The following is a 23434-nucleotide window of genomic DNA, read 5'->3' as shown; positions in this document are numbered from 1 at the left end:
CTTTGCTGCAAACCGTTTTGCACGGGATGCCGCGGGAAGCGCGCGGCGGGTCGGACATGGCATGAGCATTGCGAAAACCCTGCATCCCACTGCAGGAGTGCCATGTCATGACGACGCGAACGCAAAACAGGATTGTCGTGGTCACGGGAGCCGGCGCCGGCGTGGGCCGCGCCGTCGCCGACGAATTCGCGCGTGCGGGCTACGACGTGGCGATGCTCTCGCGCGAACCCGACCGCCTCGCGCGCGCCGCCGCGCAATTGCGCGGCTACGGTGTGCGAGTGCTCGCAATCCCGACCGATGTGGCCGATGCACAGGCGGTCGAGGCCACGGCGTCGCGCGTGGAGAACGAGCTTGGCGCGATCGGCGTCTGGGTGAACGTTGCGATGGCAACGGTATTTGCGCCGGTCTCGGCGCTGAGCGCGCGCGACGTGGAGCGGGCCACCCAGGTCACGTATCTCGGCCAGGTCTACGGGACCATGGCGGCGCTCTCGCGCATGCGCAGACACCGTGGCGGCGCGATCGTCAACGTGGGGTCCGCGCTCGCGTCGCGCTCGGTGCCGCTGCAGGCCCCCTACTGCGGCGCGAAGTTCGCGGTGCGCGGCTTCACCGACTCCCTGCGCTCCGAAATCCTGCACGACGGCCTCGACGTGCATCTCTCGCTCGTCGATCTGCCCGCCATCAACACGCCGCAATTCGACTGGGCAGCCAATCGCACGGGCAAGCGCGCGCGGCCTGTTGCGCCGGTCTATCAGCCCGAAATCGCGGCGCGCGCGATCCGCTTTGCGGCCGAGCACCGGCGGCGCACGCTGTGGCTCGGCTGGTCCACGGCGCGCGCGATTGCGGCGGATCTGCTGGCACCCGGCCTGGTCGACCGCTATCTGGCGAGCGCAGGCTATCGCGGGCAACTGACCGACGAGCCGCGCGCGAGCGATGCGCCCGATAATCTCTACGCGCCGGTGCCGGGCGACTTCGGCGCGCACGGCCGCTTCGACGACGAAGCGCGCAGCGCGGGCGCGCCGCTTTTTACCGAGCGCCACGCGCAGGCTTTCAAGGGCGGCGTGGCGCTCGGCCTGCTCGGTCTTTTCGGCATGGCTCTGTGGGGTGCGCGGCGCAATGGAAGGCTGCGGTCGTGACGCGCGCGCGGCCCTCGCAAGGGCTCCCGGTCGGGTCCCCTGAACGAACGGGACCCGCATTTCGGATCGGGCGCGGTTTGTAGCGATTACGCGTAATGCTTGAAGCGGCTCGCGGAAGGCTCGACGAACTGCGTCGCGACGCCTGTTTTTTCCTGGCATACCTGATGAAGCCCGTGCATGAACGGCACGACCGGAGCGTTGCAGCGGAACAGTCCTTGCGCAACAGCACGGCGGGGCATTCTGGGAGAGGCCGATGCTGATGCGCCTGCACTATCGGGCGACGCTGGAGCGTCGCGCCTCGCTTGTCGTGGCGGCCGCGCTGCTGGGCGTGCTCTACGCGGGGAGCACGCTCGTCACGCCGCTCTATCCGCTTTATCAGCGCGCGTTCGGTCTCGCCGACCTGACCGCCACGCTCATCTACGCGACCTACGTGATCGGCAACCTGGGCGCGTTGCTGTTCTTCGGCGGCGTGTCCGACCAGGCCGGGCGCCGTCGCGTGAGCCTGGCCGTCCTTGCGATGGCGGGGCTCAGCACGGTGCTGTTCCTGTGCGCCGTGGATCCGGTGCTGCTGTTCGTTGCGCGCGCAGCAAGCGGACTCGGCATTGGCGTGGGCGCGGCCACCGCGACGGCATGGATCGCCGAGCTGCATCCTTCCGCCGACAAGGCCGGCGCGAGCCGGCTTGCCGCAGCGGTCAATCTGGCGGGCCTCGCGGCAGGCGTGCTGATATCGGGATTGCTCGCGCGCTTTGCTCCCTGGCCGCTTCACACGGTGTTCGTGGTCTACCTGCTCGCGCTCGCCGGCATGGGGGCCTGGGTGGCGCACGCGTGCGAAACCGTGCAGCGCAAGCATGAGCGCGCATTGCAAGGGGCTTCGCCGGCTGCGCTCAAGCCACGGATCGCCGTGCCGCGAGCATTGTGGGGGGCGTTCGTCGCGCCGGCCGTTACCGCGTTCGCCACCTTCGCGCTGCTCGGCTTCTACGCCGCGCTGCTGCCCAATCTGCTCGCGCGCGACCTGCATCTGGGCAGCCCGGCGTGGAGCGGGCTGGTGATCGCCGAGCTCTTCGCCGCGGGTGCGCTGACCGTCGTGCTGGCGCCGCGATTCGCCGCGCATGTCGCCATGTCCGCCGGTTTGTGGCTGCTGCTGCCGAGCCTCGCCATGCTGCTGTGGGCGCAGGCGGCCGCATCGCTCGCGCTGCTGGTCGCCGCGACCGCGCTGTGTGGCGTAGCCACGGCGCTTGGCTTTCGCGGCAGCCTGCAGCAAGCCAATCTGATCGCGCCCGCGAGCCAGCGCGCGGGGCTGCTGGCCGCATGGTTGTTGTGCTGCTACAGCGGCAACGCGTTGCCGGTCGTCTGCATTTCGTTGTTCGCCCTCCGCATCGGGCCGCTGTGGGCCAATGTGGCGTTCGCGGCCTTCGCCGCCGTGCTTGCTTTGGCTGCGCTTGCCGTTGGTGCGCGTCAGCGCCGTTCCCGATAATGCGGCGCTATACGGTAAGGATAACGATCCGCGAAAACGAAGCGGCGCCGTGCAGCAAGGCGTGCGACGCGTCCCCGATTATTGGGCACCCGAGTTGCTCGCATTGGGGTGTCATCATTCGATAGATCGCGGAGGCATTATGCTCAGCACCTTGCTTCTGGTACTCGTCATTCTGTTGCTGGTCGGCGCGTTTCCTGCATGGCCTTATAGCCGCTCGTGGGGCTATGCGCCATCCGGCACGTTGGGAATCGTACTCGTCGTTGTGCTGGTGCTCGTGCTGACGGGAACGATCTAGCCTCACCGGAACCGCATTTCATGGCATGCGTGTCCGGCGGGCTGACGCCTTCTGGACCACGCCCTGGCAACAGGATGGAAATCGCCGGCGGACAAGCGGCTAGACCGGATCAAGGCCGCCGGGCAGGTTGTCAACGCTTCGTTGCCTGGTCCGTCAGCTCTGCCGTGCGCCTGGCCGACTTCGCCGCTGCGGTTGTGGCCATGTCGACGTTAGTGCGTGCGGCCTCGAGCGCCTGCTGTCCGGTTTGCTGCAGCGACCCGTAGAGCCCGTTGACGGCGGTGATGGCCGAATCGAGCGCTGCCACGATGGGCCCTGAGCCCTGCGGAGCGCTTTGCGCGAAGTATTGCAGCCATGTTCGCGTCCGCTCGCCGTATTCCTCCAGTTGTGCCTGCGCGCAGCGCGCATAGATGCCTTGCGTTGCGGCCGCAATATCGAGCCACTGGCGGTTATAGTCCTGCACCTGCCGCGCAGCAGGGGCGGCGAAAGTGTCCTGCAGCGTCATCCATTCGGACGGCTCCTTGGTGGACATCGCCTGCTGCGAGAAGTCGTGCGTGGCGCAGAGCAGGGAGCGGGTCGCCTGCATGTTCAGGTGTACTAGCTTGTCGATGCCGTCGGCGAACGCGTTGCCGAGTTCGATGAACATTTCGACCCGGGATTGCTGCATGTTGGAAACCAACTCCTGGACTTGCATGATGAGACTCCTTTCGGGGAAGGCATGCGGGGGGCAGGAACGTGAAAACGTGTGCGGGAGAGCGCTCAGTGTTCTGGTCGCATGGACTGAAGCAGCGAGTCTCCGTCGTTGGTCAGCCAAAGCCGATGGATGCCCGAGGCCAGTTGCTCCATTGCGACGAGTTGGCGTTCGAGCAAGGCGTTCAGATCCTCACGGCCGAGATCGATCTGGTCCGGTGAATCCTTGACTAGCATGAGAGTAGCGAATTCGTGGGGGCTGAGCATGTCTGTCTCCAATATTCGGACTGGTTTTTTTTCAATCCTGGTAATAGCTCACTGCAAAAACATCACGAACGATCGGTAACGGAATCCGGGTTCGTGAATTCGATAGGGGCGTCGAGGAATCATGATCAGGGAGGAGCATTATGCAATGGCATTCGCTGCTGCAAAACGCCCGTATAGCGATCTTTACGGACACCCCACCGTTCACGATCTTGCGGCGGGCCGCTCATCGAACGATGCCCCTTGCATCGGACTCATCAGTGTTGATGAAACCCGCCTGCTGGGCGGCGTTCGCTCGCGAGAGTAGTCGACGTGCGGCACGGCTCGATGCATCGACGCCCAGCGCGTAGGCCGCGTTATCCCTCGCGCAGCCCCACTGTCCATCGCGGGCGCACAGCCGGGCATAGGCGAGCAGGTAGGCGCGCTCATGTTCCCTCGAAACGAGATCTGCCCGCATCTGCTGCGCTTCGTGATTGCCGGGCTGCACGGCAAGCGCTGCGGCGATGTTCTTGCGCGCCGCCCAAAGGTTGTTCCTCGCGAGATTGAGATGCCCGTGGCGAAGACTGTCGGCGAGGCGCAGGTGCGAGCCTGTTTGAGCCTTGCGCGTCACGGTGAGCTCGGCTCGCGAGCCGGCGGAATGCTCGATGCCGCCCGCATGGGCGGCATCGAATGATTCCGTTACGGGACGGTCGTGCAGTACCGACGCGGGCATGGCGTATTCCGTGCCGTTCGATGTGCCGGGCGCCGCAACGGCGAACACGCGCGGCTCCGTGGCTAGCGGTGCTGCCGCAATTTCGAGAGCCCGTTCGTGTCGATGGCGAAGCGAAAGCCCCAAGGCGGTGAACAGGAGCGCAAACGCCAACGCACATGTAAACGCGTAATAGGGCGTTGCCGAACGATACGCGGCGGCTTCGCGCAAGCTCGCGTCGAGCGGGCTCGCGCCACACACAGGGCAGCAATCCGTGGACTCATCGAAAGGGGTCCCACACGAGGGACATGGCAGCGGCCCGAGGTTACCCCGGCGCATTGCATTGAACATGGGAACGCTCCGACGATAGACCTCTGCAACAGCAGACGAGTGCAGCAAGACGAGTGCAGCAAGACGAGTGCAGTATAGAAGCCGGCATCGCGACAGGCGTTGTCCGTAACGATCAGATTTCGAACATCGCTTGCCGGCCATGGCCAGGGCGGAAAAGCAGCTTGGCTCTGCCCTGGTATGACGAAAGTGGTATCGCTTCGCGGCTACTTGAAATCGCGCGTCTCCAGCTCCACCGACTGAGCGTGGTTTTTCTCGAGCACCTCACGTGTCGCTCGCTCGATCCTCGGCCGATTGGCGTCGAAGGCGCTCACCAGCGCATGCGCCGAAACGTCCGAGTTGCCGAAGCGGTCGTTGAGCGCATCGAGCGACACGCTGCACCATACGGCGCGGCCGTCCACTACCGCCTCGAATGCAACCCGCGAAGCCGATACGGCATGACGGCGATTCGTGAATTCGATCTTCATTGCGATCCTCCGTGGTTTTTGCGCGCGTGAATCGCGCTTTGCGGGTTTTGCGGGCTTTGCGGCTCCAGGCTCACGATGACATCGGTATGCCCGCCGTTGGGGTCGGGAACGTGCACGTGGCCGCGTATCTCGACGCGATAGCCAGGCAAGGTGCCGATACGCGGCACGGGGCCCACGGTGCGGCTGTCGAAACCGCCTAGCCCGTCCGCCTGAACCGCCACGTGATTTTCCAGTGTCGCGTTGGAGGTAATGATGTTGTCCCTGCGACCCTGTACGTTGCGTCGTGCTTCGAGCGTCTTGCCATCGGCATCGACGGTCGTGCCGCTCGCGGCGGTGCCGGCCACCTCCACGCTGCGGATTCTGCGGCTGGCGTCGGCCACGGGGTCGGACGCGCGTTCCTCGGGCGTCTGCGCAGGCATGCGCTCAGCCATGTCTTGCTTCGGAAGTTGTATGGTGCGTGGCATGCGGGCCTCCTGGGTTGAAAATGGGGTGCTGAGGTTGCCGCATCGCGCGTTCCGCGTTTTTCGCGGGGCGCGTGCCCGACCGGCGGTGACCGCTCGCAGGACCTCTTTCGCCAAGGGGAGCGGCGCTTTTCGATCCTCGCGACGCTTCGCGGACGGCACGCCTGCTGTGCGCATCGGCTGCCCGCGTCGAAGGCGCGGCTGCGCTAGCCGCGGCCGAGGAGCGCGCGGGCCCGGCGCAGCGCTTGCACCATTTGTTCACGCGCGCGCTCCCTCGCGTCGGGAGTCGGCGCGCGCAGCACGTACGACGGGTGCCACGTGGCCAGCACGGCAAACTCGCCAACGTGCGCCGTGTGCTCCATATGCGTGTTCAGGCGCGCGTGCGGATCGTGGAGAATCGTGCGCAACGCGGTGGCGCCGAGCGCGACGACCACTTTTGGCCTGACGCGCGCGAGTTCGCGCTCGAGCCAGTATGCGCAGGCCTCGACTTCGCGCTGCGCCGGCGTCTTGTGCAAGCGGCGCTTGCCGCGCAGCTCCCACTTGAAATGCTTGACCGCATTGGTCACGTACACCGTCTCGCGGCCGATGTTCGCCGCTTTCAGCACGGCATCGAGCAATTGCCCCGCCGGACCGACGAAGGGCAGGCCGGCCTGGTCTTCCTTGTCGCCGGGCTGCTCGCCCACGAGCATCAGGGTGGCCGGACTGCCGCCCGCGCCGGGCACGGGCTGGGTTGCGTCGCGCCAGAGCCCGCAGCGCCGGCACTCGTCGAGCGAGGCCGGCTGCTGGTGCGGATCGACCTCATCGGCGCGTCGCATGCGTGACGGCGGCGTGGTTCTCGTCATCGAAGGGGACTCCGTATCGATTCAGGACGGCAGTGGGTGGCGCATCGCTTGCCGTGTTCATCGGAGCGAAACGGGCGTTGAAACGGCCGCTGAAACTGGCGCTGAAACGGGAACGGAAGCCGGAACGGAAGCGGCTGTCCTGCGCTCGCAGGGCGGGGCCGCGCTATCGGCGAGGCGGCGGAAATACGCGATGGTCGCGTTCAGGCCCGCGTCGAGCGTGGTATGCGGCTGCCAGCCGAGCACTGCACGCGCCTTGTCGATCGACGGGCGGCGATGGCAAGGGTCGTCGAGCGGCAAGGGCTTGAACGCGATGCTCGAGTCCGAGTGCGCGAGCGCGATGACGCGGCGCGCCGTATCGATCATCGAAATTTCGTCAGGATTGCCAAGGTTGATGGGGCCGTCGGGCGCCGTTTCTAGCTCCATCAATCGCATCAGCCCGTCGAGGAGATCCTCCACGTAGCAGAAGCAGCGCGTCTGCGATCCGGTTCCGTAGACGCTCAGCGCCTCGCCCGCGAGCGCCTGCATCACGAAGTTCGAGATCACGCGGCCATCGCGCGGATGCATTCGCGGCCCATACGTATTGAAGATTCTCGCGATGCGCACGTCGAGCCCGTGCTGGCGGCGGTAATCCATGCACAGCGTTTCGGCGCAACGCTTGCCTTCGTCGTAGCACGCGCGCGGTCCAACCGGATTCACGTGCCCCCAGTAGTCCTCGGTCTGCGGATGCCGGCGCGCGTCGCCATAGACTTCGCTCGTGGAAGCCTGCAGCAGTTTCGCGTGCAGGCGCCTGGCGAGTCCCAGCATGTTGATCGCGCCATGCACGCTGGTCTTGGTGGTCTGCACCGGGTCGTGCTGGTAGTGGATCGGCGAGGCCGGGCAAGCGAGGTTGTAGATTTCATCCACTTCCACGTAGAGCGGAAACGTCACGTCGTGGCGCATGACTTCGAAGTTCGCGTTGTCGAGCAGATGGGCGACGTTGCGCTTCGAACCGGTGTAGAAGTTGTCGACGCACAGCACGTCGTGCCCCTGGGCAACCAGACGCTCGCATAGATGCGAGCCCAGAAAGCCCGCGCCGCCGGTCACCAGAATGCGTTTGCTGCTCAGTTCCTTTGCCATGTCGGCTCCTTTGACGGTTTGCCGGTTTGCCGGCGCGCGTGCTTCATGCCGCGACTTCGCGCAGCGCCAGATCCCAGTCGCGGGCGAAGCGCGCGATGCCAAAGCGCTCGCGCGCGGTGCGGCGCGCGGCGTCGCCCAGTTGGCGGGCCAGCGCGGGGTCGTCGATGAGGGTCCGCATGCACTGGACGAGGCGCGCCGTGCGGGTGTCGACGAAGCCGTTCTCGCCGTCGCGGATCACGCTTGCCAGCTCCGTCGTGGCGAGTCCGACGATGGGCAGTCCCACCGTCATGGCCTCGACGATCGCGAGCCCGAGACTGGTCCAGCGGATCGGGTTGAAAAAGAAGCGGTAGCGCGCCATGAAGCCGGGCAACTCCGGATTGGCGATTTCGCCGAGGCCGCCGAGGCTGCGCGCATCCATGCCGGCCAGGTCGAGGGGAACTTCGCGGCGCACCGTGTCGAAGATGTCCGCGCCGAGGCGCCGGCCGCGCTCGCGCAGATGGTTGACGACCACGATGCCGCGCGGCGTCCCGCCCGTGTAGCGCGCGTGCTCCGGCACGAGCACGCCGTGCTCGATCACGCGCGTGGGTGTCGCGCCGCTGTCCCACATCAGCTGGTTGAACGCGGTCACGTGCACGAGCAGCGCGTTGGGATCGTCCACCCAGTGGCGTTGCGCGAACGGCGCTTCCTGCGGCGGATCGTGCTCGATATAGACCTGCGGCAAGCGCCGCTGCGCCTCGCTGAGCAGGTTCAGGCGATCCGTCTCCCAGTGGCTGCGCTGCTGGTAGACGATCACGTCGAATTCGCTCGAGGCCACGTCTTCGGCGCTCACTTCGCGGACATTGTTGCCCCACGGCAGCACGCCCGAGCGGCCTGCGTAGCCCGGCGGCCGGCCGGGCTTCGTGACCACGTGGAATTCGTGGGGCGCCTGCGTGAGGTAGTAGAGGTAATTGCCATGCACGTGCCACGTGAGCACGCGCAGCGGTTTCGTTCGATGCATCAGCATGACGGGGCGCTCCTCTCGCGCAGCGGCCTTGCAGCCTGGCGCGGTGGCGCGTTCGCGCCGCTGGCTGAACTCGCGCTCTCGCTCGCATTCGCATTCGCGCGGGCGTTCGCACTGCGCGGGCTGCCGCATTCGCCCACGCGTTGCGCAGCAGCGTCCACGGGATCGCGCGCCGGCATGCTCAGTTGCGCGAATGCGATGGCCGTGACCTCGCTGCTCGCGACATTGAGCGCGCAGGGGTGGCCGTAGGGGCAGCTATGGAACATGCAGGGCCGGCAGGCGGGCCAGTCGGCGATCACGCGGTGAAGCGCGTGGTCGAGCGGCGCCCAGCGCCGCGTGTCGCTGCCCGACGCGATCACCACGCTGGGCGTGCGCATGGCCGCTGCCACGTGCGAGATGCCGGTGTCGTTGCATACCACCAGCCGCGCGAGACCCACGAGCGCGGCGAGCGCGCCGAGCGTGGTCTCGCCGGCGAGATGCTGCGCGGTTTGCGTCATCGCGCCCAGCACGCTCGCGGTGAGCGGGCGCTCGCGCTGGGTGCCGGTCACGGCGATCTGCCAGCCTTCGAGCGCGAGTGCATCGGCTACCTCGGCGAAGCGTTCGGCGGGCCAGCGCCGCGAAGGCAGCTGCGCACCGGGATGAACGAGCACGAGGCGCGCGGGATCGAGCCGGTAGCGGCTCATGATGGCGGCACAGGCGTCGTGGTCTTCGCTGCGGAGGGGGAACCAGAGCGTGTCGTCGCGCAACGCAGGTCCCCTCACGCCCGCTGCATGCAGCAGCGCGAGATAGCGCTGCGGCTCGGGCAGGACGTCCGGCCAGGGCAGAAAGCAGCCCGGCGGCGGGGTTTCGCCGGGTTGGCTGAAGCCGGCCAGCGCGCGGGCGCCGAAGGCGCGCACGAGCGCGTTCGCCACGCCGCCGCTGCCATGCAGCTGGATTGCCAGATCGGCATTGCGCGCCCCCATGGCATCACAGAACGCCGGCAGCTCGCGTTCTTCTTCGGACTGCTCGGGAAAGCCGCGCGCCCCCGGAAAGGCGATGAACTCGTCGATCAGCATCGGATAGCGCGCGACGAACGTCTGCGCCCAGGGCAAGCCGACCAGTGCGATGTGCGCATGCGGACAGGCCGCGCGCAAGGCACGCAGCGCGGGCACGCAGCAGAGCATGTCGCCAAGCTGCAAGGCGCGAAAGACGACAATGCGGCGGGGGCGCAGCGTATCGATGAAGTTCGCCATCAGAGAAACCATGTGCGGTAGCGGACGGCCCCGTGGAGCCGCCAGTAGATGGAAAAGAAAGGAATCCATAACGACGTCCAGATCATTTCCAGCACATGTCCCGGGTCGCGGCGCGTCGTGCGCAGGCGGCGCGCGCAAAACGCACCGGTGAGCCCGAGCCACGCGGCCAGGCTGGCGAGCGCGGCATGGTGCGCGCCCGCTGCGAGCGAGGCCAGCAGCGCGAGTACGCAAGCCAGCACCGCGTAGTACAGCAACGGGGGCCACGCGCCGATGCGCTCGCGATAGAGCGCGGGATGCTTGCGGAACAGCAGCGCCTCGAAGCGGCTCTTGCGCTGTTGCGCGAGACTCGCGCCCCAGCGCGCGGGGCGCACGGGATGCACGACCACGGCGTCTTCGGCGCGCGCGATCCGCGCGCCGGCGCGCAGCAGCGCGAAGTGCAGGTCGGAGTCTTCGCGCCACGCGCTCGTGAAGCGTTCGTCGAAGCCGCCGAGCGCGGCCAGCGCCTCGTGCCGCACGAATGCGTTGGCGGTCGCGAATTCGGCCTGCGCGAGGCCGCTCGCGTCGCGCTCGTAGTCGCTGGGCGCGGCGTCGAGCGGCACGACGATGCGGCCCGCCGCCGCCGGTGCATGTTCTAGCGCGGCAAGACCGGCGCGCAGCCAGCACGGCTGGGGCAGCGTGTCGTCGTCGGTGAAGGCGAGGCAGGGCGCACGCGCCGCGCGCCATCCCGCATTGCGCGCGGCGGCCGGACCTTGGGTTTCATGCACGGGCACGTAGCGGATCGCGAGGCCGCGCCGCGCATGGAGCGCGGCGGTGCGCTCGACCGATGCGCGCGTGGCCGCTTCGGGGCCATCGTCGCAGACGATGATCTCGTAGTCGGCGGGCTCGAGGTCCTGGGCGCACAGCGCGCCGAGGCACCGTTCGAGCAGCTCCGGGCGGCGGTACGTCGGCACCACCACCGAGATGCGCACATGCGCGAGCAGCGCGCCGGGATAGCCGCCGAACCCCGGCTCCGGCGCACCGATGCTGCGCGATTCGCGCAACTCGATATCGTCGGGCTTCATGGCCGGTCCCCGGTTTGCGCCGCGGGCTGTTGTGCGGTTTGTGAAGCGTTTTGTGAAGCGGCATGCGTCGCGGCATGCGAGTCGGTTTGCCCTGCCGTTCGTGCCGCCGTTTGCGAATCGCCCCGCGCCGCCGTTTCCGAACCGGCAAGCGTCCCGGTGCGGCCATCGTCCTTGAGCACGAGAAACGGCCCGATCACGAGCGCGTCGAGCGGCGAAGTCCAGAACGATTCGAGCGCATCGCGCGGGGTGTTCACCATCGGCTCGCCGCGCGTGTTGAACGAGGTATTGACGAGCACCGGCACGCCGGTGCGTTTGCCGAAGGCCGCGATCAGGTCGTAATAGAGCGCGTGTTGATCGCGGTTCACGGTCTGCACGCGCGCGGTGCCGTCCACGTGACGCACGGCGGGAATACGCCACGCCTTGTCGGGCTGCACGTCGAAGATGAACAGCATGAACGGCGCGCGCCGCGCGCCCACGAACCACTGGCCGGCGCATTCTTCGAGCACGACCGGCGCCACCGGCCGGAAGTCCTCGCGGTCCTTGATCTCGTTGAGCTTCGCCTGCATGGCGGCGTCCACCGGCGAGGCCAGAATCGAGCGCGCGCCCAGCGCGCGCGGGCCGAATTCCGAGCGGCCCTGGTACCAGCCGATCACCTTGCCGTCGGCGAGCAGTTCGGCGGCTTCCTCGGCGACGTTTTCGAGGCGCCGGTAGGGCGCTTTCGACCAGCGCAGGAAGTCCTCGATGCTTCGGTCGTCGAACGATGGGCCCAGATACGCATGGTCCATTTGCCAGCGCCGTTCGGCGGGCGGGCCGCCCGCGGCCTGCGAGGCTTCGCTGCGCAGCCGGTAGTCGGTCCATAGCGCCGCGCCGAGGGCGGTGCCCGCGTCGCCGGCGGCGGGCTGCACCCAGACATCGTCGAACGGGCCGCGATCGCGCAGCACCGAATTCATCACGCAATTGAGCGCCACGCCGCCCGCCATCGAGAGCGCGGGAAGCTCGGTCGCGCTGCGCAGCCATTGCGCCATCTTCAGCACGGTCTCCTCGAGCGCGCGCTGCAGCGACGCCGCAATGTCGAAATGGCGCGGCTCCAGCGGGCCGCCGCGCTCGCGCGGCGCGCCGAAGCGCTCGACGAGGCGCGGCTCGGCCACTGTGTAGCGGCCGCCGCCGCAGTACTGGAGGATTTCGCGGAAGTCGTCGAGATAGCGCGGCTCGCCGAACGAAGCGAGCGCCATGACCTTGTACTCGTCCGAGGAGTGCAGAAAGCCCAGCCAGCCCGTGACCGCTTCGTAGAGCAAGCCGAGCGAATGCGGCAGCTCGACCTGGCTCAGGCGCTTGTAGACGCCGTTGCGGAATTCGCCGAGGCTGGTGGTCACGCGTTCGCCGCGGCCGTCCATGGTGAGCACCGCGGTGTCGTCGAAGGGGCACGCGAGAAAGGCGCTGGCCTCGTGGGCGAGATGGTGCTCGACATTGTGCCAGGCGAAGCCGTGCTCGCGGTCCACGCCGGCAAAACGCTTGCGCAGATGATGGGGCGCGCCGTCGAGCAGCTGCGCTTTGGCGTTCACCACGTAGGCGAACAGGAGCGGGTCCCAGGGCGAGGCGTGCGGCCCGACGCGCGCGCGCGCCGGGTCGAGCGGCAGCGCGATGGTGTCGGGACGGGTGTCGGGCTGGGGCCGATTTCCGGACATGTCCGGAAAGCATGCGGGGTCGTACGAGTACGCCACGTGATCGACGTCGGCGAGCAGGATGCCGGCCTCTTTCAGGCACGCGTCGATGGCGTCGAACGGCAGTTGCCATGTCGAGAACGGCACCGGGCGCTTGGCATGCTTGACGTGCGTGAAGCGCTCGTCCTCGGCGGCGGCAATCACGACGCCATCGCGCACCAGAGCGGCGGCGCTGTCGTGATAGACGGCGTTGATTCCCAGTGTGTACATGAGGGGCTCCCTTGGCGGAATCGGCGGGTTGGCTAGCTCGGCTAGCTCGGCGTGATCGGCATGATCGGCATGATCGGTGCAAGCGGTTGGGGTGGCCCAGGCGGCGCGGCCGCCGCGTGCCCGAGCAGCTCGCGCGCGGCCTGTGCGACCTCGCACGGCGGCACGCCGCGCAGGCACGCGTGATGGCCCTCGGGGCAGTCGCCGCGATAGCACCAGCGGCACGGCACGTCGTGATAGAGCACGCGGTGAGGCGTCATCCACGGTGTGTGCTGCGGATTCGTGAGCGCGTAGAGATCGACGACTGGCTTGCCGAGCGCGGCGGCCAGATGCACGGGCCCGCTGTTGTTGGCGATCAGCAGCGACGCCGAGTCGAGCAGCGCAATGAACTCGCCGAGCGTGAGCGCGCCCGCGAGATCCACGAGCCGCAGCTGCGCCGCGGGTTGCACGAAGCTGGCGACGTCGCGCGTCAGTGCCGCGTCTGCCGCGCTGCCGGTCAACAAAACAGGATCGCTAATGAACGGCGCGAGCAGGTCGATCGCCTCGGCATGCAGCGCGGCGGGATAGCGGCGCGATGCAGCGCTCGCGCCCGGATGCACGACGATCCAGCGCCGCGCCGGATCCACGCCGCGCTCGCGCAGCTTGCGGGCGAGCGTGGCGCGCGCGCCGGCATCCACGCGCACGCGCATGCGCGCGTCGTCGCTTTCGGCGCCCACGCTGCGCACCAGCGCGAGCTGGCGCTCGACCTCGTGGCGCACGCCGGCGTGCGGCTCGCGCTCGGGCAGCCAGTGGGTCAGCAGCGCGTAGGGATTCTCGCGGCAGTGTGCAAGGCGGCGCTCGATGCCGGCGAGAAAGCACAGGGTCGCGGCCGGCAGTGGATTCTGGCTGTAGACCGTGAAGATGGCCGCCGCGTCGAAGCGGCCCGCGCGCAGCCGCGCGAGCAGGGCGTCGTCGATGGCGCCGGCCCCGGTCGTGATGCGTTCACCGTTCGTCCACGGCGCGTCGTATTCGATCACCTCGTCCACGTCGGGCAGATGGCGCGCGATGGCGGCGCCCGCCGGCGACGCAAGCAGCGTGATGTGCCGCGCGCTGGCGCTGTCGCGCAATGCGCGCAGCGCGGGCGTGGTCATCAGTACGTCGCCGAGATGATCGAGCCGCACGGCGAGAATGCGCTTGACCTCGTCGAGCCACGGCGCGCAGGTGGAGCGCGCGCGCGGGGCGCGGGCGTGGGCTTCGCGCGGCGCAATGGCGAAAGCGGCGCCGTTCATGGCTGAGCCGCCGGTTGCGGGTCGCGCGCGTAGCCGGTTTCGCGGACATGGCGCTCGACGATGATCCGCGCCGCCTCGTGCAGGTTCTTGACGATCGCGAAGGGCTGCCGCTCGGGCGCACTCAGCCATTGGGTCTCGTTGCCGCAATCGGCGAGGATGGCGCGGCAGCCGGCGCGGTTTCCCGCTTCCACGTCGTCGAGAATGTCGCCGATCATCCAGCTGCGTTCGAGGTCGATACGGTACTCGCTGCTCGCGCGCAGCAGCAGTCCGGGCTCGGGCTTGTGGCAATCGCAGCGGCACGCGTAAGGCGCGACGCTGCCCGCCGGATCGTGCGGGCACCAATAGGCGGCGTCCAGCACCGCCCCGCAGCTGGCGAACATGCGGCGCAGATGCGTTTCCACGCGCAGCAGCGCCGCACGCGGGAAATGCCCGAGCGCGACCCCGCGCTGGTTGCTCACGACGATCAGGCGCAAGCGCGTGCGGCCGAAGAGGGCGAGCGCCTCGGCCGCGCCGGGTGCGAAGCGCATCTGTTTCGGATCGACGTTGTAAGGCACGTTTTCGAGCAGCGGGCCGTCCTTGTCGAGAAAGACGGCGGGCCGCAGCGGATGACGTGAGCGGGCTTGCATGGGCGTCTCCTCCTGACGTTCGAGCCGGCGTTCAGCCGAACGCGCGCAGGCTCGCCGCGCGCGCGTTCGCAACCATTCGCTCGTGCTCGCCTTGCGCGGGCGCGCCGGCCAGCCGGGCGTAAAGCGCCTCGAGCTGCTGGCCGATTCGCCGCCACGTGAAATGCGCCTGGGCGCGCGCGACCCGCTTCGCCCATGGTGCGCGCCTGGGCCGGATCGGCATGGATATCGCGCAGCCGCGCGGCGAGCGCCACGGGATCGCGCGGCGGCACGAGCCAGCCGGTCTCGCCGTGGCGCACGGTGTGACGGATGCCGCCCACCTCCGCGCCGATCACCGGCGTCGCACAGGCCATCGCTTCCACCGGGGTGATGCCGAAGGGCTCGTACCAGGGCGTGGTGACGAACACGTCGGCGGCGCAATAGAAGTCGCGCAGTTGCGCGTGCTCGCGCCGGCCGACGAAGCGCACGCGCTCTTCGATGCCGCAGCGGCGCGCCACGTCGCGTAGCCGCGCGATCTCGGGCGTGGCGATTTCGTTGGGCGTTTGCGCATCGCCGCCCACCACGTAGAGCTGTGCGCGCACGCCATGGCGCGCTTCGAGCGCGGCCACGCCCTGCACGACGTTGTCGATGCCCTTGCGCTCGACGAGGCGGCCGAGCTGCAGCACGGCGAATTCGTCGGGCGTCCAGCCGAGGCGCCGGCGCGCCTCGGCGGGGTCGAGCGGCGAAAACTCGCCGGGATCGAACCCGCAGGCGATGACCGCGATGCGGGCCGGGTCGGCGCGATAGTGCTCGATGAGATCGTCGCGGTCCGCCGGGCACTCCGCCACCACGCAGTCGGCGCGGCGCACGAGTTCGTCCTCGATGGCGAAACGCGCGTCGGGAAAGCCGTCGCTCGCGCCCTGATGCAGACGGCGCACGCGCCCGAGCGCGTGGAAGGTCATCACGAGCGGCACCTTCAACGCGTCCTTGACCGCCAGGGCGGCGAGTCCCGACATGAAGAAGTTCGCGTGAATGACGTCGTAGCATTGGCGCTCCTTGCGGCAAAAATCGAGGAGAAACGCCGCGAACGCCGGCATGTGAGGCAACAGCTTTTCCTTGGGCAACTGCATGGCGGGTCCGACTGGCACATGAATGACGCGCCCGCCGTCCATCTGCGAGATGGGCGGCAGGAGCGCGCGGTCGCGTCGCGTGAACACGTCGACCTGATGGCCGGCGCGCAGCAGCTGCCGCGCGACATGCGCCACGTAAATGTTCTGTCCGCCGGCATCCACGCCGCCTGCGAGCGCGAGAGGCGACGCGTGTTCACTGACCAGTGCGATTTTCATTAGTCATCCTTCGTTAGGAGTGGGCGAACGACGCGCTGTCGATCGGCGCCGCGAATGTTGCAGCGGATGCAACACGCTATGCACGTGCTGTGCCAACGTTTCGAGTGCGAAATATCGGGGGCGGGGCGCGTTTGCGCGACGTTCAGGCGTATGGCGGTGGGTCTCGCCCGCTGGGGACATCACGGCGCCGCGAAGCATGGCGAGTTTTACAAGCGCATGTAAGTGCGCCGCATCGACGCGCGGTGGCATGCGGGTCCGCGGTTTGCACGCCGCGATGAGCCAGAGGCGAGTGAAAAGCGAACGGAGGTGAGCGATGAACGAGCCACCATCGGGCCGGCGCGCCGTGCGCATGCGTATCGCGCGCATGCTCGGCGCGGCGCTGTGGCGGCACCGGCGCGCGACGGCGGCCGCGACGGCCCTGATGATTCTGGCGCGGCTTGGCGCGGTAGCGGTGCCGCTCGTCCTCAAGCAGCTGATCGACCAGCTCGGGGAGGCACGCTCGCTCGCGATGGCGCCGGTGCTGCTCGCGCTCGCCTATGCACTGCTGCGTTTCGTGTCGGACGCGCTCGGCGAGGCGCGCGACGTGGCCTTCAGCATCGTGGTGCAGCGTGCGGTGGCGTCGCTGCGCGAGCGCACGTTCGCGCATTTGCACCGGCTGGGCGCGCGCTTTCATGCGCAGCGCGAAACCGGCGCAATCGTGCGCGACGTGCAAAAGGGCGCGGACGGTGTCGGCTTTCTGTTAGGCACCGCGCTTTTTTCGGTGCTGCCGACGTTCTTCGAAATCGCCGTCGTGGTGGCGATCGTCGCCGGTCATTACGACCGGGCATTCCTGCTCGCCATTGCCGGCACTTTTGCCTGCTATGCGCTTTGCACGGCAATCTTTACGCGCAAGCGCCTCTTGTTCCAGCGTGCCGTGAACGTGCTCGAGGCGCGCGTGGACGGCCGCCTCGTGGACAGCCTGCTCAATCACGACACCGTGAAATATTTTTCGACCGGGCAGCACGAGGTGGCGCGGCTCGCGAGCGCGCTCGACGAATGGGTGCAGGCGCGGCTCGCGAACCAGCGCGCGCTGACCGCGCTGCACGTGGCCCAAAGCGGCGTGGTGGCGGCGGGCATCGGGGCCGTCATGCTGATCTCGGTCCTTCACGTGGCGACGGCAACCATGACGATCGGCGATCTCATCCTCGTGAACGCCTACATCATTCAGGTCTGTGCGCCGCTCAATACGCTGGGCTTTGTCTTTCGCGAGGCTAACGACGCGCTGGTCGACGTCGAGCGGCTGTTTGCGATCCTCAGTGTTCGCGGCACGCCCGGCGAGGACGAAGACCTGCCGGGCGCGCGTGCGCTCGTGGTGCGCGAGGGAGAGCTGGCCTTGCATCATGTCGATTTCGGCTACGAGGACGGCCGCCCGGTGCTGCACGACCTCGCGTTCACGGCGGCGCCGGGGCAGAAGGTGGCCGTGGTGGGCGGCAGCGGGTCGGGAAAATCGACCTTGATCAAGCTGCTATTCCGTTTTTACCGGCCCCAGCGCGGCACCATCACGCTCGACGGCCAGGACATCGCGAATGGCACGCTGGCGAGCCTGCACGCGGTCATCGGCATCGTGCCGCAGGACACCGTGCTGTTCAACGAAACCATTGCCTACAACATCGCCTATGGCCGGCCCGATGCGACGCGCGCCGATGTCGTGCGCGCCGCGCGGGCCGCCCAGCTCGACGAGCTGATCGAGCGCCTGCCCGATCACTACGACACGCGCGTGGGCGAGCGCGGCGTGCGCCTTTCCGGCGGCGAGCGCCAGCGCATCGCGATTGCGCGCGCCATCCTCAAGAACCCGCGCGTGATGGTATTCGACGAGGCCACCTCGGCGCTCGACACGCGTTCCGAGCGCGCGATCCAGGACGAACTCAAGCGGCTTGCGCGCGGCCGCACGACCATCGTGGTCGCGCACCGGCTCTCGACCATCGTCGATGCCGACGTGATTCTCGTGATGGAGCACGGCCGCATCGTCGAGCGCGGCCGCCACGACGCGCTGCTCGCGCGCGAGGGCGTCTACGCGAAGATGTGGGCGATGCAATGGCAGCAGGACGACCTCGAGCAGGCGGAGCGCCGCGTCGCGGCGGCGCCGCTCGATGTGACGGCGCTGCTCGAGCGGGTCGCAGCGCGCGTACGCGAGTCCGAAGCGGGCACCTCGGTGGCGCTTGCGCCGCAGCCGCAGCCGGGTTTCTCGGTGAGCCCCGTGAGCGGCGATGCCCTGTACCAGGCGCTCGCCCTGCTCGCGACGAACGAGGCGCGCGAGGCGCATGGCGCGCATGTCACGCAGCTCGGCGCGCGGCGTCGCGACGGCGCCGTGCTGCTATGCGTGGAGGGCGGCGCGCGGCCCGCGCCGCTCGACGACGCCGCGCTCGCGCACCTCGAAGCGCTGTTGCGCGAGGCGGGCGCGAGCTTGACACTCGACCCCGCGCCTCATCACGTGCGTTATGCGATATCGGTGCCGTCCGGCCCGGCATCGACGCCGTCATAGCCGATGCGCCGCTGCGAGATGTCTTCGAGCGTATTGGCAAGACGCTCGCGCTGCGCGCCGTCGCAGCGCGTGGCGATGTCGCCGAGCGACAGCGCGCCCACCAGCTCGCGCTCGTGATTCACGACGGGCAGACGCCGGACCTGCGCTTCGGCCATGCGCCGCTGCACGATGTCGATATTCTCGTCGTCGTAGCACCACTCGACGCCCGAGGTCGCCACGCCCGCGATGGGCTCCAAGGGCGCGCGGCCTTCGCCGAGCGCGCGCAAGGCGAGGTCGCGGTCCGTCACCATGCCGACGATGCGCTTCGCGTTGCAGACCGGCAGAGCGCCGATGTCGTGCTGCGCCATCAGCTCGGCGGCGCGCTGGATGGTGGTCTCGGGTTCGACGCTCACGACGTGGCGCGACATGACTTCATGGACCCGGGTGATCTTTTGCTCCTTCATGCGGTTCTCCTTTTGCCTCGCGTGCATCAACGTTCAAATCAACGGCGTGCCGCCCGTCACGGCCAGCGTCGCGCCCGAGATGTAGCTGCCTTCGCACGAGGCCAGCAGCACATAGGCGCCCGCGAGTTCGGCGGGCTGTCCGGGGCGCTTCATCGGCGTGGCCGCGCCGAATTCGCCCACCTGTTCCGGCGGCATGGTCGAGGGAATCAGCGGCGTCCAGATCGGTCCTGGCGCCACGCAGTTCACGCGAACGCCGCGTTCGGCCACGAGCTGCGCGAGGCCGCCCGTGAAATTCTGGATCGCACCCTTGGTGGCCGCGTAGGCGAGCAGCGTGGGCTTGGGTTTGTCGGCGTTGATCGAGGCGGTGTTGATGATCGAGCCGCCGGCCTTCATGTGCCCGAGCGCTTCGCGCGAAATGCGGAACATCGCGCCGATGTTGATATCGAAGGTGCGGTCCCATTCGTCGTCGCTGATCGATTCGGGCGATTCGTGCGTCATCTGGTACGCCGCGTTGTTCACGAGCACATCGAGCTTGCCGAAGGTGCTCACGGTCGTGCGCACGAGCTCGCGGCACCAGGCGCGCTCGCGCACGTCGCCGGGCAGCAGCAGCGAGCGCCGTCCGGCGTCCTCGACCCAGCGTGCGGTTTCCTGGGCGTCGTCGTGTTCGTCGAGATAGGCAATGGCGACATCGGCGCCTTCGCGCGCAAAGGCAATGCAGACTGCCCGGCCGATGCCGCTGTCGCCGCCCGTGACGAGCGCGACCTTGCCGGCGAGACGGTCCGAGCCGCGATAGCTCTTTTCGCCGTGATCGGGTTGCGGATGCATGGGGGCGGTGCGTCCCGGCGTGCGGTCTTGCTGCTGGCCGGGCAGTGGCGGGGTGGGGCGGTTCTCGGACATGGCGCTTCCTCGCGGATTGGGTTGGGTTGTTCAAGGCGGTTGCATGGGCCGTGCCGCGAACGTTGCGCAACACACGCCGCGCAACACGCCCTCATGCACCGCGCACGAACATGCGGCGCTAGCCGGACTCAGACTCCGGCTAGCGCGAGTCTCGCGTTGACTTTGAGGGGCGCGACATCGTCCCGGTACGGCGGCTTGACCGAAAACTCCCGAATCACATCGGGCTGGAAGATCAGACAGTAAGTACTTCCGCCGTATTGAAAGAACCCGAGCTCGTCGCCCTTGGCGACATGCTGTCCGGTCGAGGCGACGATGCGGCACGACGATACCTCCGCCATGCCCACGAAGACGCAGGCGACCATGCCGATGGCGGGCTCGTCCGCTTCGATCACGATCACGGCGCGCGCCGCCACGGCGGTCGTATAGCCCTGCGAATCGTTGAGGCCGCGCGCATCGGCGCCTTCGGCTTCCAGCGCGGAGTAGTAGGTGCCGCTCACGTTGCCGGCCTGCACGATCGTTCCGGAGACCGGCGCGTGCCAGCGGTGATAGTTGAAGGCGCTCAAATAGCCCTGATACACGCAAGCCTCCGAAAAGCGCTGCACGATCTCCGTTGCGCTGCCGGCGAGCATGTCGCGCAGCGAATACGGCTGCGTCTTGATCCAGAAGCGCTCGCGCAGCCGGCAGTTGTCGCGCACGTCGTAGGGCGACGCTTCGCACGCGTTGACGATCACTGCCGGATTCGCGGGCTCCTCCACGGGCCGCGCGCCCGCGCGCAGCCGGCGCGTGAAGAAGTCGTTCCACGAGGCGAATCCCCAATGGGGCTCGGAGCGGTCGCAACGGTAGTCGGCGAGGCCGATCTTGCGCTGCGCGGCGTCGCAGAACCAGCCGTGCGGCGCGTCGGTCGTGAGGTGCGTGCGCGAATGCGGCCCGGAAAGAAAGCCGCACCAGCATTCGAGCACGTGCCGCAACTGCGCGTTGAACGCGGGGTCGCGAAACACGGCGTAGCCGGAAGGCATGCACATCGGCCAGTCGAGCAAGAGGTTCAGCGGTGTTGCCAAAGGCACTTGCGCATCGAAGGGCGGTGCATAGCTCGCCAGATAATCGACGATGGTCATCAACTCGTCGATATTGGTGTAGCCGAGCTCGTACCCCCTGGCCAGCGCTTCGTCGATCGCTCGCGAGAGATTCATGCGCAGCACGGCATCGCGCTGAACGAGTTCCGCAAGCTGGCGAACGACTGGGGCCGCCGGTGCGCTGCGCGAGCGTTCGCGCGCGGCGGCGGCGATTTGCAGGCGCGCTCGTGCAGCAGCTTGCTCCTCTTGCGGCATCCAGTTGCCCAGACGGCGCTTCGTGTTCGTCATGCTCATGGCGGACTCCTCCTCGTGGTCTCGGCCCGGACGCAGAGCAGCAACAGCGATGCCACGCCGGCGCGCACGCGGATCCGCGTCGTCCGGCCAGAATCGGCACGCAGGCAAGCGCCGGACCCCATTTGTAGCCATTACGCGTAATGCTTGAAACGCGCCTTGCGGGCGTGCCGGGCACGGTGCGGCGCGTGGCGCGCGGGACTGCGCTGGCGCAGCGGCGCGAGTCTTCGGGCAGCGGCCGGCACGGGCATTGCATGAGAGCAGGCGTGACCGTGTCGAGCGCGGGCTCGTGCGTCCTGGCGGCGTTTGTTGCCGTCCAGCGCGCCGGGTGACGCGCCATTCAGGAGCCGACAATGCTTTATTACGCCGTCGTGTTTTTCATCATTGCCGTGATCGCGGCTATCTTCGGGTTTGGCGGCATCGCTGCTGGCGCGGCGAGCATCGCCAAGATCCTGTTCCTTGTCTTCGTTGTCCTGTTTATCGTCAGTCTGCTGTTCGGCGCTTTGCGGCGTTGATGAAGCACACCCATCTCGTGCACGGCGGCGCGCCCGGCTGGACCCGGGCGCGCCTGCATGACGGTTCCGCCCCCGGCGCGCCAGCCGGCAAGCCAGGCGGGGCCGGCGCCGCCCGATGACGGATCAAGCACTGTGGTTCTTGCTCGTCGGAGTGCTGCTGATGTTCGTGGCGCTCGCGCGCGGCCCGATTGGACGGCTGCCGCTCACGGGCGCCATGATCTATCTCGCGGTGGGCGTGGTCGTGGGGCCGGGCTGCCTCGGCCTCGTGCATGCCGACCTCGTGCGGGACGCGCACACGCTCGTCGTGATCGCCGTGATCGCCGAGGCCGGGCTCGTCATTTCGCTGTTCTCGGTGGGGATGCATCTGCGCGTGCCGCTGCGCGACCCGCTATGGCGTTTGCCGCTGCGGCTGGGCGTGCCGGCCATGGTGCTCACGGTGGCGCTGATGTTCGCGTTTGGCTGGGCCACCGGCCTGCCGCCAGGCGTCGCGCTGTTCCTCGCCGCCGTGCTCGCGCCCACCGATCCGGTGCTGGCCAACGAACTGCGCGTGCACGAAGCCGGCGACGCCGAGCCCGTGCGCTTCGCGCTGTCGGGCGAGGGCGGCCTGAACGACGGCGCAGCCATGCCGTTTGCCATGCTCGGCCTCGCGTTGTGCGGCGTGCCGGCGAGCGGCACCCAAAGCGCCTTGGCGTTTGCCGGCTCGCTCGTGTGGGGCGTGGCCGGCGCGCTGCTGAGCGGCGTCGCCCTCGCCATGCTGTGCGTGCGGCTCGTGCTGCATCTGCGGACCCAATACGGCGAGGCGCTGGGGCTCGACGGCTTCATCGCGATCGGCCTCATGTCGGTGGTCTATGGCGTAGCGCTGCTGCTCCACGCCTACGCCTTCGTGGCGGTGTTCGCCGCGGGCGTCGCGCTGCGTCACGAGGAGTTGCGCGCCACCGGCGCGCAGCGTCCCGCGCAGGCGCTCGAAAACGTGCAGCTGCGCGAGCGCACCGAGGTCGCGAAAGATCCCGGCCGCGCGCACGCCTGGCTCGCCACCGGCATGACCGACTTCACGCGGGAGATCGAGCACTTTGCCGAGTGCTCCGTTCTGCTGATCATCGGCTGCGTGGTGTCTGCGCACTGGCGCGCGATGCTCGCGCCGCATGCGGTGCTCTGCGCGCTCGCGCTCGTGTTCGTCGCGCGGCCGGTGGCCGTGCTTCTCGCCATGACCGGCGCGCACGCGGACGGCCAGCAGCGTCGTCTCATGGCATGGATGGGCATACGCGGCGTAGGCGCCTTCTACTACGCGCTGTGGGGGATCGGCCAGGCCGGCGATGCGCTGCGCGCGGTGCTGCCCGCCGCGCTCGATGCGATCGTGATTTCGGTGATCCTGCATGGCTCCACGGCGGGCTATGCGCTGGGCCGCTATCTGCGCCGCAAGGAGATCGCGCAACGTTCGGCAGCGCAGCGCCACAGCCGCGCCGGGCAGGCGCGATAGCCTTC

At 68.3% G+C, this 23434-nt stretch carries 23 protein-coding genes and 1 pseudogene; 7 read left to right on the top strand and 17 right to left on the bottom strand.

All coding sequences use genetic code 11. The annotated features are described in order from the left end of the window. Nucleotides 1-107 precede the first annotated feature (107 nt). The 3 genes from P5W99_RS23350 to P5W99_RS23340 all read left to right on the top strand — a co-directional run bounded on the left by P5W99_RS23350 (nucleotide 108) and on the right by P5W99_RS23340 (nucleotide 2902). On the top strand, nucleotides 108-1133 hold the full coding sequence (locus P5W99_RS23350) for an SDR family oxidoreductase (RefSeq protein ID WP_434663180.1): 1026 nt from the start codon (nucleotides 108-110) through the stop codon (nucleotides 1131-1133). A 253-nt stretch (nucleotides 1134-1386) separates the two neighbouring features. Continuing rightward, the gene (locus P5W99_RS23345; protein WP_421025752.1) at nucleotides 1387-2607 is read left to right on the top strand and encodes an MFS transporter; all 1221 of its coding nucleotides are present in this window, start codon (nucleotides 1387-1389) and stop codon (nucleotides 2605-2607) included. A gap of 139 nt (nucleotides 2608-2746) precedes the next feature. Continuing rightward, entirely contained in the window at nucleotides 2747-2902 is a 156-nt protein-coding gene (locus P5W99_RS23340) for a DUF3309 family protein (RefSeq protein ID WP_421025751.1), read from the top strand. 130 nt (nucleotides 2903-3032) lie between these two features. Here P5W99_RS23340 and phaP read toward each other — a convergent pair whose 3' ends face one another. The 14 genes and pseudogenes from phaP to P5W99_RS23270 form a co-directional block, all read right to left on the bottom strand. Then, the gene (gene phaP, locus P5W99_RS23335) at nucleotides 3033-3593 is read right to left on the bottom strand and encodes a TIGR01841 family phasin (protein ID WP_421025750.1); all 561 of its coding nucleotides are present in this window, start codon (nucleotides 3591-3593) and stop codon (nucleotides 3033-3035) included. Between the two features lie 65 nt (nucleotides 3594-3658). After that, on the bottom strand, nucleotides 3659-3856 hold the full coding sequence (locus P5W99_RS23330) for a hypothetical protein (RefSeq protein WP_421025749.1): 198 nt from the start codon (nucleotides 3854-3856) through the stop codon (nucleotides 3659-3661). A gap of 223 nt (nucleotides 3857-4079) precedes the next feature. After that, complete coding sequence (locus P5W99_RS23325; RefSeq protein ID WP_421025748.1) at nucleotides 4080-4613, bottom strand: hypothetical protein; 534 nt, start codon at nucleotides 4611-4613, stop codon at nucleotides 4080-4082. Between the two features lie 482 nt (nucleotides 4614-5095). After that, entirely contained in the window at nucleotides 5096-5356 is a 261-nt protein-coding gene (locus tag P5W99_RS23320) for a DUF1488 domain-containing protein (protein WP_421025747.1), read from the bottom strand. Beyond that, nucleotides 5353-5820: a DUF3005 domain-containing protein gene (locus P5W99_RS23315; protein WP_434663174.1), complete on the bottom strand. Its 468-nt coding sequence runs from the start codon at nucleotides 5818-5820 to the stop codon at nucleotides 5353-5355. The genes P5W99_RS23320 and P5W99_RS23315 overlap by 4 nt, the downstream gene beginning before the upstream one ends. Before the next feature lie 203 nt (nucleotides 5821-6023). Next, nucleotides 6024-6659, bottom strand: coding sequence for a UdgX family uracil-DNA binding protein (locus P5W99_RS23310; RefSeq protein WP_434663171.1), 636 nt, complete (start codon nucleotides 6657-6659; stop codon nucleotides 6024-6026). A 57-nt stretch (nucleotides 6660-6716) separates the two neighbouring features. Beyond that, nucleotides 6717-7775 (bottom strand): UDP-glucuronic acid decarboxylase family protein, encoded by a 1059-nt coding sequence (locus P5W99_RS23305; RefSeq protein WP_421025744.1) that lies wholly within the window; start codon nucleotides 7773-7775, stop codon nucleotides 6717-6719. 43 nt (nucleotides 7776-7818) lie between these two features. Next, nucleotides 7819-8775 carry a glycosyltransferase family 4 protein gene (locus P5W99_RS23300; protein ID WP_434664476.1) on the bottom strand — a complete coding sequence of 319 codons (957 nt, stop codon included), beginning with the start codon at nucleotides 8773-8775 and terminating at the stop codon, nucleotides 7819-7821. Further along, nucleotides 8772-10007, bottom strand: coding sequence for a glycosyltransferase family 9 protein (locus P5W99_RS23295; RefSeq protein ID WP_421025743.1), 1236 nt, complete (start codon nucleotides 10005-10007; stop codon nucleotides 8772-8774). The genes P5W99_RS23300 and P5W99_RS23295 overlap by 4 nt, the downstream gene beginning before the upstream one ends. Continuing rightward, a complete protein-coding gene (locus tag P5W99_RS23290) occupies nucleotides 10007-11068 on the bottom strand; it encodes a glycosyltransferase family 2 protein (protein ID WP_421025742.1) in 1062 nt (353 codons plus the stop codon). The genes P5W99_RS23295 and P5W99_RS23290 overlap by 1 nt, the downstream gene beginning before the upstream one ends. Continuing rightward, nucleotides 11065-12999 carry a carbamoyltransferase family protein gene (locus P5W99_RS23285; protein WP_434663166.1) on the bottom strand — a complete coding sequence of 645 codons (1935 nt, stop codon included), beginning with the start codon at nucleotides 12997-12999 and terminating at the stop codon, nucleotides 11065-11067. Before P5W99_RS23285 ends, P5W99_RS23290 begins: the two co-directional genes overlap by 4 nt. A gap of 41 nt (nucleotides 13000-13040) precedes the next feature. Then, a complete protein-coding gene (locus tag P5W99_RS23280; protein WP_434663164.1) occupies nucleotides 13041-14264 on the bottom strand; it encodes a glycosyltransferase family 9 protein in 1224 nt (407 codons plus the stop codon). Then, on the bottom strand, nucleotides 14261-14890 hold the full coding sequence (locus tag P5W99_RS23275; RefSeq protein WP_421025739.1) for a D-glycero-alpha-D-manno-heptose-1,7-bisphosphate 7-phosphatase: 630 nt from the start codon (nucleotides 14888-14890) through the stop codon (nucleotides 14261-14263). The genes P5W99_RS23280 and P5W99_RS23275 overlap by 4 nt, the downstream gene beginning before the upstream one ends. Before the next feature lie 31 nt (nucleotides 14891-14921). Next, nucleotides 14922-16212, bottom strand: a pseudogene (locus P5W99_RS23270) (glycosyltransferase). Between the two features lie 313 nt (nucleotides 16213-16525). Here P5W99_RS23270 and P5W99_RS23265 point away from each other — a divergent pair. After that, nucleotides 16526-18733 (top strand): ABCB family ABC transporter ATP-binding protein/permease, encoded by a 2208-nt coding sequence (locus P5W99_RS23265; RefSeq protein WP_434663161.1) that lies wholly within the window; start codon nucleotides 16526-16528, stop codon nucleotides 18731-18733. Here the strand turns inward: P5W99_RS23265 and P5W99_RS23260 are convergent. The 3 genes from P5W99_RS23260 to P5W99_RS23250 form a co-directional block, all read right to left on the bottom strand. Continuing rightward, nucleotides 18688-19176, bottom strand: a complete 489-nt coding sequence (locus tag P5W99_RS23260) for a CBS domain-containing protein (protein WP_421025736.1) — start codon at nucleotides 19174-19176, stop codon at nucleotides 18688-18690. The two genes, P5W99_RS23265 and P5W99_RS23260, sit on opposite strands and share 46 nt — an antisense overlap. Nucleotides 19177-19209: 33 nt before the next feature. Next, nucleotides 19210-20073, bottom strand: a complete 864-nt coding sequence (locus tag P5W99_RS23255) for an SDR family oxidoreductase (RefSeq protein ID WP_421025735.1) — start codon at nucleotides 20071-20073, stop codon at nucleotides 19210-19212. 128 nt (nucleotides 20074-20201) lie between these two features. Further along, entirely contained in the window at nucleotides 20202-21440 is a 1239-nt protein-coding gene (locus P5W99_RS23250) for a phosphatidylserine decarboxylase family protein (RefSeq protein WP_421025734.1), read from the bottom strand. Nucleotides 21441-21580: 140 nt separating this feature from the next. On the opposite strand from P5W99_RS23250, the gene P5W99_RS23245 reads away from it, so the two are divergent. The 3 genes from P5W99_RS23245 (at nucleotide 21581) to P5W99_RS23235 (ending at nucleotide 23429) form a co-directional block, all read left to right on the top strand. Then, nucleotides 21581-21769, top strand: coding sequence for a hypothetical protein (locus tag P5W99_RS23245; RefSeq protein ID WP_421079605.1), 189 nt, complete (start codon nucleotides 21581-21583; stop codon nucleotides 21767-21769). A 21-nt stretch (nucleotides 21770-21790) separates the two neighbouring features. After that, nucleotides 21791-21952, top strand: a complete 162-nt coding sequence (locus tag P5W99_RS23240) for a DUF1328 family protein (RefSeq protein WP_421025733.1) — start codon at nucleotides 21791-21793, stop codon at nucleotides 21950-21952. Between the two features lie 115 nt (nucleotides 21953-22067). Next, nucleotides 22068-23429 (top strand): cation:proton antiporter, encoded by a 1362-nt coding sequence (locus P5W99_RS23235; protein WP_421025732.1) that lies wholly within the window; start codon nucleotides 22068-22070, stop codon nucleotides 23427-23429. The last annotated feature ends 5 nt before the right edge of the window (nucleotides 23430-23434 follow it).

It is taken from the genome of Paraburkholderia sp. A3BS-1L, assembly GCF_051125215.1.
GTDB lineage: Bacteria > Pseudomonadota > Gammaproteobacteria > Burkholderiales > Burkholderiaceae > Paraburkholderia.
Note: the sequence above shows the minus strand (reverse complement) of the source record. Positions and strands in the feature narration are given on the sequence as shown.